Annotated in this window: 15 protein-coding genes and 2 pseudogenes; 13 read left to right on the plus strand and 4 right to left on the minus strand. The window is 58.5% G+C overall.

Translation table 11 applies throughout. The annotated features are described in order from the left end of the window. The first annotated feature begins 378 nt into the window (after positions 1–378). A complete protein-coding gene (locus V6582_RS09600; protein ID WP_197434332.1) occupies positions 379–2301 on the plus strand; it encodes a putative bifunctional diguanylate cyclase/phosphodiesterase in 1923 nt (640 codons plus the stop codon). On the opposite strand, the gene V6582_RS09605 is transcribed toward V6582_RS09600, so the two are convergent. Beyond that, positions 2198–4003, minus strand: coding sequence for a putative bifunctional diguanylate cyclase/phosphodiesterase (locus V6582_RS09605; RefSeq protein ID WP_349508951.1), 1806 nt, complete (start codon positions 4001–4003; stop codon positions 2198–2200). The genes V6582_RS09600 and V6582_RS09605 overlap by 104 nt on opposite strands. 706 nt (positions 4004–4709) lie before the next feature. On the opposite strand from V6582_RS09605, the gene V6582_RS09610 reads away from it, so the two are divergent. The 3 genes and pseudogenes from V6582_RS09610 to V6582_RS09620 all read left to right on the plus strand — a co-directional run bounded on the left by V6582_RS09610 (position 4710) and on the right by V6582_RS09620 (position 6665). Beyond that, complete coding sequence (locus V6582_RS09610; RefSeq protein ID WP_156631093.1) at positions 4710–4952, plus strand: hypothetical protein; 243 nt, start codon at positions 4710–4712, stop codon at positions 4950–4952. 87 nt (positions 4953–5039) lie between these two features. Continuing rightward, positions 5040–5369, plus strand: a complete 330-nt coding sequence (locus V6582_RS09615; protein WP_156631094.1) for a hypothetical protein — start codon at positions 5040–5042, stop codon at positions 5367–5369. A 34-nt stretch (positions 5370–5403) separates the two neighbouring features. Continuing rightward, positions 5404–6665: pseudogene (locus tag V6582_RS09620) on the plus strand (NRAMP family divalent metal transporter). 59 nt (positions 6666–6724) lie between these two features. On the opposite strand, the gene V6582_RS09625 reads toward V6582_RS09620, so the two are convergent. Beyond that, positions 6725–7114 (minus strand): response regulator, encoded by a 390-nt coding sequence (locus V6582_RS09625; RefSeq protein ID WP_197434334.1) that lies wholly within the window; start codon positions 7112–7114, stop codon positions 6725–6727. A gap of 190 nt (positions 7115–7304) precedes the next feature. Between V6582_RS09625 and V6582_RS09630 the strand changes: the two genes are divergently transcribed. From V6582_RS09630 to V6582_RS09665, 8 genes are all read left to right on the plus strand, one after another. Next, positions 7305–7673 (plus strand): YsnF/AvaK domain-containing protein, encoded by a 369-nt coding sequence (locus V6582_RS09630; RefSeq protein ID WP_234889610.1) that lies wholly within the window; start codon positions 7305–7307, stop codon positions 7671–7673. Between the two features lie 38 nt (positions 7674–7711). Then, on the plus strand, positions 7712–7945 hold the full coding sequence (locus V6582_RS09635; protein ID WP_349508952.1) for a hypothetical protein: 234 nt from the start codon (positions 7712–7714) through the stop codon (positions 7943–7945). 46 nt (positions 7946–7991) lie between these two features. After that, the gene (locus tag V6582_RS09640; protein WP_349508953.1) at positions 7992–8567 is read left to right on the plus strand and encodes a YsnF/AvaK domain-containing protein; all 576 of its coding nucleotides are present in this window, start codon (positions 7992–7994) and stop codon (positions 8565–8567) included. Between the two features lie 145 nt (positions 8568–8712). Continuing rightward, positions 8713–9624 carry a PhnA-like protein gene (locus V6582_RS09645; RefSeq protein WP_156631099.1) on the plus strand — a complete coding sequence of 304 codons (912 nt, stop codon included), beginning with the start codon at positions 8713–8715 and terminating at the stop codon, positions 9622–9624. 69 nt (positions 9625–9693) lie between these two features. Then, positions 9694–10218, plus strand: a complete 525-nt coding sequence (locus V6582_RS09650; protein WP_156631101.1) for a YidB family protein — start codon at positions 9694–9696, stop codon at positions 10216–10218. 2 nt (positions 10219–10220) lie between these two features. Continuing rightward, positions 10221–11204 carry a L,D-transpeptidase family protein gene (locus tag V6582_RS09655; protein ID WP_156631103.1) on the plus strand — a complete coding sequence of 328 codons (984 nt, stop codon included), beginning with the start codon at positions 10221–10223 and terminating at the stop codon, positions 11202–11204. A 40-nt stretch (positions 11205–11244) separates the two neighbouring features. After that, complete coding sequence (locus tag V6582_RS09660) at positions 11245–11745, plus strand: hypothetical protein (protein WP_156631105.1); 501 nt, start codon at positions 11245–11247, stop codon at positions 11743–11745. Positions 11746–11754: 9 nt separating this feature from the next. Further along, positions 11755–12201, plus strand: coding sequence for a DUF421 domain-containing protein (locus tag V6582_RS09665; RefSeq protein WP_156631107.1), 447 nt, complete (start codon positions 11755–11757; stop codon positions 12199–12201). 372 nt (positions 12202–12573) lie between these two features. Here the strand turns inward: V6582_RS09665 and V6582_RS09670 are convergent. After that, positions 12574–13193: pseudogene (locus V6582_RS09670) on the minus strand (flavodoxin family protein). A 960-nt stretch (positions 13194–14153) separates the two neighbouring features. Further along, entirely contained in the window at positions 14154–14591 is a 438-nt protein-coding gene (locus tag V6582_RS09675; protein ID WP_156631109.1) for a PAS domain-containing protein, read from the minus strand. Positions 14592–14911: 320 nt separating this feature from the next. Here V6582_RS09675 and V6582_RS09680 point away from each other — a divergent pair, with 320 nt between their 5' ends. After that, complete coding sequence (locus V6582_RS09680; protein WP_156532425.1) at positions 14912–15142, plus strand: hypothetical protein; 231 nt, start codon at positions 14912–14914, stop codon at positions 15140–15142. Positions 15143–15150 lie beyond the last annotated feature (8 nt).

The following is a 15150-nucleotide window of genomic DNA, read 5'->3' on the forward strand; positions in this document are numbered from 1 at the left end:
GAATGGCGGAGATCGACAGTGGGCGGTGGCGTCAATCCACATACTACACCCAACGGTCATAACGGTGGCGGCGAGTGTGCGCTCGCTGCCACTGTCGACTACAACGGCTACCAAGCCACCAACACCTCCTGGCCAGAGAAGGAGCTCAACGCTTCGTAGACTCGCCCCTGGATCCAAGCCAGGCAGAGCATCACCAGCGACGGTAAGCACTCAGGTCAGAAAAAACTCAACTCGTAGCAGCTTACCCTCAGAAAACCATGCTGACTTCTAGTTTTTAGGCCCATTTCTATTGCCATCCAGACAATTGTAGAGGTCCCGGGCGCGCGTATTTAACATTTTTATGCTACCTGTGGTGGGATCAAGGGACAGGGGCGTAATATGGGCTATACGATACCGAGCAATGATATTGAACGTATACAGCTGCTCGAAAGTTATGCGCTAATCGACACCCCGCCGGAGCGCGAATTCGATCACATCGTGCAGATGACGTCGAGAATTTTCGACGTCCCTATCGTGCTTATTTCGCTTGTGCATCGAGACCGGCAGTTCTTCAAAGCCAGGGTCGGCTTGGACGCCTGTGAGACCGGCCGTGACGTATCGTTTTGTACCTTCGCCATCATGGGAACAGAGGTGTTCGTTGTGCCTGATGCCCATGATGATCCGCGGTTTAGAGCGAATGCGCTCGTCACCGGTCATCCTAACATCCGTTTTTACGCTGGAGCACCTTTGATAACCCCGTCCGGGCACGGGCTTGGGAGCCTCTGTCTGATCGACACGAAACCGAGGCATGACTTTTCCGCTCGTGACCGGCTTGTCCTTCAGGATCTGGCGGCAATGGTATTGGAGCGGATCGAGCTGCGGCGTCTCGAGCTCTCCGATCGGGAAAGTCGAAGCCGATTTCGTAACATCGCTTCGACATCGCCAGACGGAATAGTGTGCGCAAACGCAAGCAATCAGATTACCTCATGGAACAGCGCCGCCGAGGCCATGTTCGGCTACACGGCCGACGAGGCAATTGGAAAATCTCTTGATATCATCGTGCCAGAGACCATGCGCGCGCGCCATGGTTCGGGCCTTGCACGCGTTGCCGCGGGTGGTTCGACACGTATCATCGGAACGTCGCTCAAACTCACCGCATGCCGGCGGGACGGTTGCGAATTTCCAATCGAACTGTCCTTGTCGCAGTGGACCGAAACCGGTGAAAGATACTTCGGCGCGATTATCCGCGACATCACTCAACGAGCCGAAGCGGAAAAGCAGCTCAAACAGGCAGCCGAATTCGATCATCTGACCGGCCTTGCCAATCGTCCAAACCTTCATCGCCAAATGCAGCAGGTATGCAATGGCGGATCTGGGGCGACCGTGGTGCTGATCGATCTCGATGGGTTTAAGGACGTTAATGATACGCTTGGACATTTGGCTGGTGACTTCGTGCTACAGGTCGTCGCCGAACGGCTCCGGCGTCTCGTTCCAGACGATCAGATAGTCGCGCGTTTGGGCGGCGACGAGTTCGTCGTGTTCCTGACTGGAACCGCGGACCCGTTGGAAGCAACTGACCTCAGTCTATCGCTGATCGCCTTGATTGAAGAGCCGATTGAGTTCGAGGACCGGCCGATTCACATTGGTGCGAGCATCGGCATTGCCGTGACGGCAGGAGGCGATCGCTTCCAAGCGGAGGAATTGCTGGGCAACGCCGATTTGGCGCTTTACCAGGCAAAAGCCGACGGAAGGCACCTTGTCAGGGTGTTTACCCCCGAACTTCGGCAAACCGCCTCGAAGAAGGGCGCAATCAGTTCCTCGATACGCCAGGCATGGGAACGCCAGGAGTTCGAGCTCTACTATCAGCCACAGGTTAATCTTATAGATGGCAGCCTTTCGGGTGCCGAAGCTCTCATCCGCTGGAACCATCCAGACCTCGGTGTTGTATCCCCGGCGGCCTTTTTGCCCGTGCTAGAGACGGGCCTCCTCGCGGTCCCTATTGGCGAATGGATTTTGCGCACAGCCTGCAGGCAGGCTGCCGAATGGCGTGCCGCTGGCCTTGCAAACTTCCGCATCGGAGTGAACCTGTTCGCTGCTCAGTTTCGTACGCGCGATTTCGCGCAAATGATTGAGGCGATGCTGTCTGAGTTCGGCCTTCCAGCGAGCGCTCTCGAACTTGAAATCACCGAGAACATTATCCTCCAGAACGAGCAGCGGATCATGCAGCCGCTCGGGCATCTTCGCGCGCTCGGCGTTGGAATTGCATTCGATGACTTCGGCACAGGGTTTGCCTCCCTGAGCCTGCTAGCTGGCCGGTTCTAAACTGCGCCTCAAACAGGTTGACGCCAATGCGGAAGTTCGGGATTGACCGCTGCCAGCCTGCCGCCTGCACGCAAGCCGTTCGCAGGATCCATTCGCCAATCTCGGGCGCCGACGCCTTCTGGCTAAGCACGTCGATGAACGAGACGGGGCTCAGAAGCCCGCGTGTCGGGTGGTTCCAGCGGATCAGCGCCTCGGCGCCACTGATCGCGCCAGTCTCAGTGTGAAGCTGCGGCTGGTAATATAGCTCGAACTCACCGTGTTCGAAGGCCTGGCGCAGTTCCAGCTCGAATGCCCGACGGGCGATGGCCACTTGCCGGAACGCTGGCTCGAACATCTCCGATCGTCCCCTGCCCGCGGCCTTTGCCTTGTAGAGCGCAAGATCTGCAGACCCAAGCAGTTCGTCATCCCGCTGGCTGTGATCCGGGGTAAGGGCGATACCGACGCTGACGCCGATCTCGATCCTCTGACCGGCAAACTCGTACGGCGCGCCGATTGCCTCTATCAGCCGGTCAGCCGTGTCCCTCGCCGTCTGCGGGTGATTGCCGGGCAGCAGAGCGACGAACTCATCGCCGCCAAGCCGAGCCACCATGATCGCATCTGGACACCCGGCTTTGAGCCGCGCGCCAGCCTCACGCAGGACGGCATCGCCCGCATTGTGACCGAGCGTGTCGTTGACCTCCTTGAAGCGGTCGAGATCGAGCAGCAGCAGCGATGCTGGTGTGCCAGCGGCCAGTGTCTTTCTCAGGCGGTCGCGCCATGCTGCGCGGTTGGGCAGATCGGTGAGCGGATCGAGGCAGGCCAGCCGGAACAGCCGTTCCTCGTTTTGCTTTCGCTCGGTAATGTCCCGGACAATGATGCCGACGCTGTTGGTGTTGCCCTCCCGCCAGGTCGACAGCGACAGCTCGGACGGAAACTCGCTGCCATCCTTGCGCAGACCCGACAGTTCGATCACCCCGTCCTCTAACGCGAGGTGCTCACCGTTGCGCAACCGTTGCAGCTCGCTTTGATAAATGGGCTGCAGGCTGACAGGCACGATGATCTGGACATTGCGGTTCGCCGCCTCTTGCGCGGAGTAGCCGAAAAGCTTTTCCGCGGCCCGGTTCCAGAAGGTGATCTCCTCTCGGTCGTTGTAGCAGATGATCGCGTCAGGCGAGGTCGAGGCGATGTTCTCGAAGCGGGTCTGGCTGACGTCCCGCGCAATCTCAAGCCGCCGCATCTCCATTCGATCCATCACCAACGCGGCAATGTCGGACAGGTTCTTTCGATCCTCGGCAGAGAACGTCTGGTGCGGTTGCGAGTCGATCAGGCAGACCGTGCCGATCTTTTCCCCCGTCGGCGTGGCCAGTGGCTTGCCGGCATAAAAACGGATGAAGGGCGTGCCAAGCACCAACGGGTTTTTGGCAAACCGCTTATCCTTCAATGCGTCCGGAATAAGCAGGATGTCGTCCTGCATGATCGCATGGGCGCAGAAGGAAATCTCCCGGCTGGTCTCACAGGGGTCGAAACCGATCCGCGACTTGAAGAATTGCCGGTCGCTGCCGATCAAGGAGATCAGTACTGTCGGGACCTTGAACAGCCGCGCCGCGAGCTCCGCCAGCCGATCGAATTCTTCCTCCGGCGGCGTGTCCATCAAATGGAAATCCGCCAGCGCCGAAATCCGGGCGTCTTCATTCGCTGGAAGCGGGAACGGGCTAATCGTCATGGCCACACAGTATCAGAAAAAACTTAACTAAGGTTTTCCAACAGACTCAGGGGTTCACGGTCGGCCAGTTTCGCACTGGCAACCGACACTTCTTTGACAATTGTCAGATTTATGCGGTTCCTTAACTTTCTGAAACTAGGACCGGAACGGGGAAAATTATTGGGTCATGGGAGGTCCTTTCTGATGACGCGCCGAACGAGGATTCGACGATGGCCGCAAGGCGTTCTTCGGTATATTTTTCATGTCCGAAGATTTGGCTGTCAGGCTGCTGAGATTTAGGCGGAAGTTTCCGAATTCAGGTCGGAAAACGCAATCACGAGGCTCCAACCGACGCGGCGAACGAACCGACACCTTTCGGCCGAGTAAAGTCGTGTGACGCATTGGACATTCAACTTCTGATTCCTGGCGCGATAATCCTCTCCGCAGCATAACCCTTTTGGAGCCCGTACCCCCGGCTGGAAACAGCCGCGGGCTCCATTTCGACCTCCGTGCGGACGTATAAGGGCGCCCGCCAATCACCCTCCATCATGGGCGATTCGATGAGGGAATCAACTGCTGCAATGCCTCGCAAAGCCCGCGCGGCAGGCCAGCCGGATAACACCGCATGAAGTTGAATCCCGCACCAAGACCGATCCTCGGTGGAAGCGCGTATGACACAAGCGTGTCATACGGATGCAATAGCGAGTTTCCGAACAGGTTGGACCGAATGACCCGCACTTCGGAATCGGACATTGAAGAGATCGCCCGGACCATTTCCAGTCTCGCCGGCCCCGGCATGCGGCCGAAGCAACTGGTCGAGGCTGTCCGGAAAAAGCATCCCGACGCAACGAAAAAAGAGATTTCTCGCGGAGCGTTCTATGCGGTGATCCTTGCCGCCGAGAAAGAGCCCGCTCGCGCTGAAGGGCTGCACGAATTGGCAAGTGTCACCCGCAACGAATTCGACGACTAAAAGTCACCCATCTCGCGAAACAGTCAACCCGCTGGAACTTCGGAGCTTTCCGGAAGTTGATCTGCGCCAGCAAAGGGAGCAGCGCAAATGGCCGAAGGTTCTAAGTCCCCAGCAGTCCAAGCGCTGGAAATCGAACAGGCAAAACAACGCGAGCAAGAGGGCAAGGGCGATCTCGACAAAGCCCTTGAAGATACCTTCCCTGCATCCGATCCGGTTTCCCAGACCTTCACGGCGATCTCGTCTGGCCGAACCGATCCAGCCGAAGCGCATCGCGTCAGAAACAGTACAGACGAAAACGGCTCCGTTCAGACGTCCTCGGGCTATCCGGACACCATCCGCAGCTGGATTCGCGAGCGGCCATTGACCGCGGTGGCCTTGACCGCGGCGGTCGCATGGATCATCGGCGCTTCGCGATAAGCGCCGAGATCGATCTCGGTCAAGCCGGAAAACCATGACAAGCCCTGTCGAACCGCTCACTCCCGCCCTTCCTTCACAGCAACATTCTTCTTCACGCCTCAAGTCCGGCTCCGTGCTGCGGAAGCTCGGCCCGGGCCTGATCACCGGCGCGGCGGACGACGACCCGAGCGGCATCGTCACCTATTCCCAGGCGGGCGCGCAGTTCGGCTTCAACATGCTGTGGACGATGCTACTGACCTATCCGCTGATGTCGGCCATCCAGCTTGTCAGCGCAAGGATCGGCCGGGTGACCGGCTGTGGTCTCGGCGTCAACATGGGCGCCATCTGCCAAAGCCGCTGGTTACCGGCCTGATGCTAATGGTGTTCGCCGCCAACACCACCAATATCGGCGCCAATCTTGCGGCGATGGGCGCTTCTGTCGAACTCGCCACCGGCGTTCCAAGCTTGCCTATCACCATCTTCTTCGCTGTCTTGTCGCTGACGATGCAGATGTTCATCCCCTATCAACGCTACGCCAACATCCTCAAATGGCTGACCCTGGTGCTACTCGCCTATGTGGCGGTCCTGTTCACCGTGAAAATCGACTGGTTGGCTGCGCTCAAAGGTTTCGTCTGGCCGACGTTTCCGCTGAACGGCGACAGTTTTACAATGATTGTCGCCATTCTTGGCACGACGATCAGTCTTTACCTGTTCTTCTGGCAATCGAGCCAGGAGGTCGAGGAGATCGATCGGAACGACGAGGCCGAACCGCTCAAGGATGCTCCGAAGCAGGCGCCCCGGGAGCTGAGCCGGATGCGGCTCGACACATTCGCTGGCATGGCCGTGTCCAATCTGGTGGCCATCGCTATCCTGATGTGTGCGGCAGCCACACTGCATGCCAGCGGCAAGACGGAGATCGGGTCGGCGGCAGACGTCGCCGAGGCGTTGAAGCCGATTGCCGGCAACTTCGCCTTCGTGCTGTTCAGCATCGGCATCGTCGGCACTGGCCTTCTCTCCATTCCGGTGCTTGCGGGCTCTGCGGCTTACGCCTTCGGCGAAAGCCAGGACTGGAAGTGCGGCCTGGAACATAAACCTTGGGAAGCGGTCGGCTTTTACAGCGTCATCGCCGCGGCGACGATCTTCGGGCTGGGGCTAGAGTTCGCGCCGATCGATCCGATCAAGGCATTGTTCTGGAGCGCGGTGATCAACGGCTTCGTGGCCGTACCGATCATGATCGCCATGATGATGGTGGTCTTCGGATGGGCAGCGACCACCGTGATGGGCGTTGCCGCTATCGCGATGCTGGTGTCTAAGTAAACCGCGCGCCTGCTGAGAAGAGCCGGAGGAGGTCCACCCGCGGGTCCGGCACACGCTAATCAGTGAAACGCGATGAACCGCTGCGGCGCAATACCGGCTCGACCGGCATGATGATCGGTCGCGTATTGAATAGTTTCAACCAGTTCCAGGTCGAACATCGGCTTGGCAATCACGCCTAAGGTCCCCTCGACCCCATCGCCGAGCTGTTCGGGGTTGCCGGTCATGAAGATGACCGTGACGCCTTGATCTGCAAGCCGCCTGCCGATCTCCGGCCCAGTGGCCCCATCGACCAGATTGACATCAACAAATGCGACTTCGGCCCGTTCGGCAAGATCGTAAGCCTCTTTTGCCGTCGTCGCTGTTCCAATCGCCTCATGCCCGAGCGACGTCACTGCCTCTTCGACCGCGCTGGATAACAGCCATTGGTCTTCGACAATCAGGATATTCATCATGCGTATCCTACCTTCCTGCGTGCGCTGCAAAAGCTCCCTGAGACAAGTTTGTTCCGCAGAAATCCACCTTTCGCGCAGCCGCCGCGCAAAACGCACGCCTGCGTTCTACGATGCGTGCGTTTACCATTATGCGGAACAACGCTGGACTCCGCTCGTTCTTTGGCAGTCGCAAAGATCTGGAATGCCGATGACCGAACCGTCCGAACAACTCTCGCTCGTTGAGGAGCAGCTGGTCGTCGACAAGCGTCCGGTCAGCGACGGCCGGGTGCGGGTCAGCACACGGACGGAATTCGTCACCGAAGCCGCCGAGGCTCGTCTCGACAGCGAAAATGTCGAGGTCATCCGGGTTGCGATCGGTCGTGAGGTGTCCGAGGCGCCTCAGGTCCGGACCGAAGGTGACGTCACCATCGTGCCGGTCATGGAGGAGGTTCTTATCATCGAGAAGCGCCTGATGCTGGTCGAGGAAATTCATATCCGCCGCGTCGCGACAAGCGAAGAAGTTTCCATTCCCGTCGAGCTGCGCAAACAACGCGCCACGATCGAGCGCGAAGACTGATCAACCCAATCCATTGAACTTAAAGAAGGGGAGAGATCATGACTTACAACGAAACCACATCTTCCTACGGCGCCTCGTCGTCGAACACGATCACGGCGTTCTTCGAAAACCGTAGCGATGCCGAGGCTGCCATCGAGCGGCTGGTCGAGGCCGGTATCCCGCGCGACGGCATTCGCCTCGTCGCCGGCAAGGAGTTCGAGCGTTTCAACCGACGCGTTCTCCGAGAGCAAGGGCTTTTGGGAGAAGCTGGAAGACTTCTTCTTCCCGGATGAAGACCGGGCAGTTTATTCCGAAGGCCTGCGCCGTGGCGGTTATCTGGTGACGGTCACCGGTGTCAGCGCCGCGACCTACGACAAGGCTCTCGATATCCTCGATGACGAAGGCAGCATCGACCTCGAGGAGCGGGCCGAAAGCTGGCGTTCGGAAGGTTGGGATCAGAAGAACGTCTACGGCGCTTCCGGTGCTGTTGCCAGCGGTACAACCGCGACAACTGCATCGACAGTCGCTGACGGCCGGGAAGAAGTGATTCCGGTGGTCGAGGAAGAGCTTCGCGTCGGCAAGCGCGATCTCAATCATGGCCGGGTGCGGGTCCGTTCCTACGTTGTCGAAAATCCGGTGAGCGAACAGGTGTCGTTGCGTAACGAAAACGTCAGCATCGAGCGCCGAACCGTCGATCGTCCATTGACGGGGACGGAAAGTGCGTTCGTCGATCGTACGATCGAGGCTGAAGAACATCACGAAGAAGCGGTCGTCTCCAAGGATGCGCGCGTCGTCGAAGAAATCTCGCTGCGCAAGACCGCAGATCAGCGCGAGGAGACCATCCGCGATACCGTCCGCCGCACCGAGGTGGAAGTCGAGGACGACCGCTCGACGGGTGCAATCCGCAAGGAATAGTCTCGATTGCCTCGCTCTCACCTAAGCATCGAAGGGCCGGTGGAATAACCACCGGCCTTTTTGCTTTTGGGTTCGAGAGGAACCCTCGCCTGATTGCGGCGTTATCGTGGCACTCACGAACCCGTGAACCCATGAGGATACGTCCATGACCGAACCCGTCTCAGTCCACCTGTCGCGCGAAACAGCCTATGTCGATCCGTCCCTGACGGCGTCTTTGAACAAAGTCTCCTGGGGTGCGATCTTCGCCGGTGTCGTTTTGGCACTGGCCGTTCAGTTCCTGCTCAATCTTCTCGGCGTCGGCATTGGTGCTGCAGTGCTCGATCCTGCACAATATGATAACCCGGAAGCCAGCACCTTCTCGATTGCAGGCGGGATCTGGTTCGTCGTGGCCGGTATCATCGCATCCTTCGTCGGCGGCTATGCGGCCAGCCGGCTGTCCGGTCGCCCGAGCCATTCGACCGGCGGCTATCAAGGTGTCACCACCTGGGCTGTGACCACGCTCGTCATCCTCTATCTTCTGACCACCTCTGTCGGGGCTCTGGTCGGCGGAGCATTCAGTGGTCTTTCCAGCATCGTCGGTGGTGTTGGCCAGACGGCGGCAACCGCTGCGACGACCGCCGCACCTGCCCTGGCAAATTCGGCCAACCCGATGGCCGGGATCGAGCAGCAGATCCGCGACGCCTCTGGCGGCAATGATCCGGCAGCACTGCGCGACGCCGCGATCGCGTCTGTTCAGGCCGCCGTCACCGGTGACGAAGCGACCGCAGCTGATGCTCGCAATCGTGCTGCCGATGCTGTTGCCAAGGCCCAGAACATTCCAATCGAACAGGCGCGAACCCAGGTCGCGCAGTACGAAAAGACCTATCGCGACAACATCGCTGCCGCCAAGCAGAAGGCGCTCGATGCGGCCCAGACTGCTACCAAGGCAGTGTCGGCCGGGGCGATCCTTGGTTTTATCGCTCTGCTGCTCGGCGCTGTTGCCGCATGGTTTGGCGGTTCCTACGGCACGAAGAAGGCGCTTCTGCTCGCAGAGACCACCACGCGTCGCACCATCTGATTTGCGAAAAGGCCACCCGATGCGGTGGCCTCTTTGCGTGCAGCTCAAATCTCAAAGGAAGATCTCATTATGATAAGTGGTCCATTAAAGGCCCTCCTCGGCGTGCTTGCCGTCGCCGGCTATCAGAACAGAGACAAGATCGGCGAACTGTTGCACGGCATTCAAACCGGACGCAATCCGGGTGCTGTGCCGGGACAAACCGATCAGCAGCCCGGTGGGCTTGGCGGGCTGCTTGGAGGCCTGGCTGGCGGCCAAGTCGGTCTCGGCGATCTCCTCGGCGGCATGACCTCCGGCGGGATCCTCAGCGGCGGCCTCGGCGATCTGCTGAAAACCTTTCAGCAGAATGGTCACGGTGATAAAGCGGAGTCGTGGGTCCGGCCGGGCCCGAATGCCGACATGGATCACGGCGAACTGGCGCAGGCCATCGGACCGGAGATCCTCGACGAGCTGGCAGCGAAGACCGGCCTTCCCCGAGAAGAGATCCTCGGCCGGCTCCGTGAAGATTTACCCAAGGCCGTGGATGATTTGACCCCGAATGGGACCCTTCCTGAGGCCGACGAGGGCTTCGGCCATTCTCGCCCGACCGCGGTCTGAGCATGGCATATGAAGTCACACGGCTGATCCTCACCACTGCCCTGGTCGTCCTCTGCGGCCCGGCGTTCGCAGGTCCAGTTGATGCGCAGGCCGTCAACACGGCCGCCATCGCCTCCCTCCCCGTCGAAGCACCGGCGGAAAAACCGAAAGACCCGGATCCGGCCGTCGTCCACCTTCAGGTTTTATTGGATCGTGCCGGCGCGTCGCCGGGCGTGATCGATGGTTATTTCGGCGAGAACCTGACAAAGGCGATCGCCGGTTTCGAGGCTTTGCAGCGCCTTCCGGTCGATGGAAAGCTGGATCCGGAGGTGCTCGCGCGGTTGACCGACGAGGTCCCGGCGGTCCAAGCCTATGCGATCACCGCGGATGACAGCAAGGATATCGTTGAAAGCATTCCCAAGGACTATGCTGAACAAGCCAAGATGGAACATCTCGGCTATACAAGTATCGCCGAGAAGCTCGCCGAACGCTTCCACATGGACATCGGATTGCTCAAGACACTCAATCCGACCGCAGCGTTCAAGTCCGGTGAGACGATCGCCGTCGCGATCCCGGGCGTTCCCCGAACCGGCTTGGTCAAACGGATCGAGGTGCATCGGAAAGTGGCGCAGGTGTTTGCCTTCGCAGAAGCTGGATCGCTGCTGGCCGTCTATCCCGCCACCATTGGCAGCGAGGACACGCCCTCGCCGACGGGCACGCATAAGGTCAAGGGCGTTTCTCGGATGCCGGTCTACACCTACAACCCCAAGATCAATTTCCAGCAAGGCAACAACAAGAAGGTCTTGGAATTGCCAGGTGGCCCCAATGGTCCGGTGGGCACAGTGTGGATCGACTTGACGGAGCCGACATACGGGATCCACGGCACGCCTGAGCCGGAGCTGATCGGCAAGGTGGGGTCGCATGGATGTGTTCGGCTGGCGAATTGGGATGTTGAGGAGCTGGCCGGTATGGTCAAGCCAGGGGTCGTTGTCGAATTCGTCGAATGACTTACGAAGACTGACCTTGCAGCAGAGGTAGAACATCGCCATGAAAGAAACTGCCAAATCCGGGCCATTGCCGGAAGGTGTCGAGAATCATGGACGGTTCCAGCGCCTCTTTTGGACCGTGCAGCGCTGCGCCTGGGTGGTTTTCGCGGTCATTCTTATTGCGTGCTTGTTGGGGTTGCTCGGTCGCGGCGGGTTCTTCTCCCGCTCGATCGTGCAGGTGGCTCAGGGCTCGCTCGATTTTCCAGCGATTTCCCGTTGGAACGCGCCCGACGAATTGAAGGTAACATTTTCCGCCACGGACCAGGATCGGACCGTCATCATCGATCCGCGGTTCTTGGAAGCTTTTTCCGTGGAAGGGATTGATCCACCCCAAAAGACGACCTTCGCGCGCGATGGCCATGTTGGCTACGTCTTTGCCGCAGACCCCACGGCCGAGATCACCGTGATCTTCCGATTGCAGACCCAACACCCTGGATTGCGCTCCTATTCGATCGGCATCGGGGATGAGGTGTCCGAGCGGTCCACATTCATTTTCCCCTGAGGTATTGTCATGGACGCTGTCATCCGCGGGCTAGCCATCTACTTCACTCTGCTGGTCATCATTAGGCTCTCAGGACGACGAACCCTTGCCCAGATGACGCCATTCGATCTGGTAATTGTTCTCGTCATCTCGGAGACCACTCAGCAGGCCATGCTCGGCGACGACTTCTCGATCACCAATGCCATCATTCTGATTCTGACGCTGTTCACCACAGACATCGCTCTCTCCTACGTCACGCGCTGGTGGCCCAGGACGGCCCATGTCATCGATGGCGTGCCGACCGTGCTGGTCGTGGACGGGCGCTACGACGAACGCGCGCTGAGAGGATGCCGCCTCGACAAGCAGGATGTGATGGAGGCAGCCCGCAATCAGGAAGGGATCGAGCGCGTGGGCGATATCAAGTTCGCGATCCTGGAGGTGAGCGGCAACATCAGCGTGATCAAGAAGCAATCTTGAATACAGCACGGTGAAACATTGGGAATTAGTGATCGGCTCGTCCGCATAGCATAAGACCAATTCGTTCTCTCAAGGGAGAGATCATCGTTCCATCGCCAGCGGGCTTCTCGAAGGGCCGCCCGGAGCCGGCACTACAAGCGCATTCTCTTCGGACAAACTCATCCAACAATCAGGCGCCGTTTAGGAGCAGCGTAAAGGGAATTTCCGCACAGAGCCACAAGCAGACGAATCGGTCTCAAAATTCCGGATAACAAATGGACGCCAATGTGATCCGCGTTCTTTGCACCATGTTTTCGGCGCAGCCCGCGAGGATTGATACGCAGCCCTGCCGGCAAATGCAAAGACACATGTTTTACAGTGTAATGGGGCGTCTCACTCCTCCTCGCCGGGATACTGAGACTGTTTCAGGAGGCCAGCGAGATGAGCGATGTTGCGGGCGAGCATCGAGATCATTGTTTCGACTTCCTCCGGAGTTTTGTCGAAGTCCACGAAGTTTTTGGATCCCATTGCCTCGCCGACCCAGTATGCCACGGCATTGGCGGGAACGGTGAAGCCGACATCATTGAGAGCCTGATACACTTCGGCCGAGACATGGTGGGCGCCATCTTCGTTGCCGACGACCGCAACAGCTGCCACCTTGCCATAGGATACCATCCGCCCTCCTCGTCGGTCTCCTCCAAGAAAGCGTCCATGCGTTCCAACGCCCGCTTGCAGACACTCGATGGCTGGCCCAGCCAGATCGGTGTCCCAATCAGCAGGATATCGGCCTCAAGCACTTTCTCGCGGATCTTTGGCCAATCATCATCCCCTTCGCCTTCGTTTGATGTCACACCCGGCTTGATATTGTGATCAGCGAGACGAATTGTTTCGGTTTCGACTCCGTGTTTTTTGAATTCCTCAGCGATCAGCTCAAGAAGCTTGGCGGTCGAGGACTGCTCCGAGGACGCGGAAGATTTTAGGGTGCTGTTGAATGCCAAAGCCTTGAGTGTCATGGAGTTTCCTTTCAAAAATTACTGTTGACGGAGGGCTGTTCTCGCCGCCGCGCTCCGAGCCGACCTGTCCGACGGACGTTTGTCTTCCGGATAAAGCCTCAACGACCCGCCGGTTCCCGGCTTCATGTCCACGTTGAAAATTCTCCGTCTTCGCCAGATCGAGTTGCAACGCGAACCAATCGCCCAGCGATTCGACAGCGTTGTGGCCGGTTCTGTTGGCAACACCGCTCCAGCGGACATCACTAAGCACAGATGGAGGCCGCGATCGACAGCGCCGAGCACGTTCGCCAGCACCCGGAGACCGTTTGGTCGGCGAGAAACTGTGGTCTCTACCTTTTGCTGCCGTTCCACTAGCCGCTTCGTTTTGGTACGAGTCCTGCCGGAAGACGTTATTTCCAGCATATCGATGACAAAACCGGCCTCATCTCACCCCTCTTCCTTGCAGCTGCAGCTATACGGCGCAGGGATGACGTCGATGGCTAAGTCAAGGTTGGTGAGAGCGATGTGCTCGCCGCTAAATTCTCACCCACGGGCCTCGCTCGATCTCACTGGCTGGGGACAGCCTTAAGTGGGGCTACTCCGCCGTAGGCTACCGATTTCCCCATTTTCCGCGATACCGGCTGCCAGTATATAAAATAGAAGACATGTCTTAAATAATATGCGTATTGCACGTGAATTCCATTTACGATGTCCGCTGTCACTTTCTAAACATCGCCTCTCGCCATGCTGCCAAGAAGTCGTCATTCGTATCCATTGCCTCGGGAGTATTCGTGTGAAGTTTGATCAGAACGAAAGTTATCATGACGAAGCGGTTATGAACCTTCTGGCGCTCGTCCGCGACCTGAAAGGGAAAGCTGCGACGTCGGGGGCAGTGGATCATCAGCGACGCCGTGCCAACGTTCAGTCCGTCCTCGCATCTCTCCTTCGTGCGTCCGCCTCAACCGGTGGCGACTGAAGGCCTCAGGACCAGCGTTGGATGACTTGAAGCACCGTTCGAAGCTGGCCTGCCACCGTGAGGTGTCCGGATTGCTCGGCAATCTCCAACGCCGCGCGACAGTGGAACGTCAGAGCACTCTGGTGCTTCAACTGATCAAGTGGATCGGCGACGATCATCCCTGCCCAACAGGCGGGCGTGCCCGCCTCATCCCTGAAGCAACGGCCCGAGGCCAGTACCGTCAGCGCATCGCCCTCAGGCTGAAGGATACGGTAGGTTTCCTGGTAAAGCCCTCCTTGGACGATGGCTGTATGGATGGCCTGGGCAATTCTCGGCCGGTCGTCGACATCAATGCGCTCGAGGATCGCCTCTATCGGCAGTCCCTGGCGCAGTGTTGGAATGTCGAATCCGAAAAAAGTGGCAAAGTTATCGTCTCCAAAGACAAGATTTCTGGCACGTTCCAACTGTAGAAGCCGAGACTATCGGTATTCGTCCCGGTTCCAAATGCCTGCGACTGCACATTCCTCACGTAAACCTCCCGATGCTGCACGACTGAGCAAGCAGAAGGAGACCGCGGCATCACGAGACTTCGACACGAACGCCATCAAAGTATCCTGGAACTTGCACCTCTAAACATTTACGCAAATTGGAAGTTCCTGGATCACGTAAAAGTTGCGACATCAGAAGAATTTACCAGCCATCATTGTTGCGCCAATCGTCCATTCGGATACCCTAATACGTATAAGACGTCTTTCAGGGAGACGAGCGCACGCCCCATTCGCCAATGCTATGTGACTGGCCGATTTCCCCGGAAGAACTGAACCGCCTTGCCATTGTCTACGAAGTGGTCCGCCACCACGCCCATCTATCGCATCACCATCCAATGGCAGAAAGGATTGCCGCCATGGCGATCCGGTACTACCAGCTCGGCATTCGGGAGGAGCAGGTACTGGTCGAGGCTGTGTTGCGCTCCTACAAACAATTATCGGAAGCGTCGATGACCGCCACGGCTTAGCTGCCCTT

Origin of the sequence: Agrobacterium vitis, from assembly GCF_037039395.1 — a bacterium.
Taxonomy (GTDB): domain Bacteria; phylum Pseudomonadota; class Alphaproteobacteria; order Rhizobiales; family Rhizobiaceae; genus Allorhizobium; species Allorhizobium vitis_E.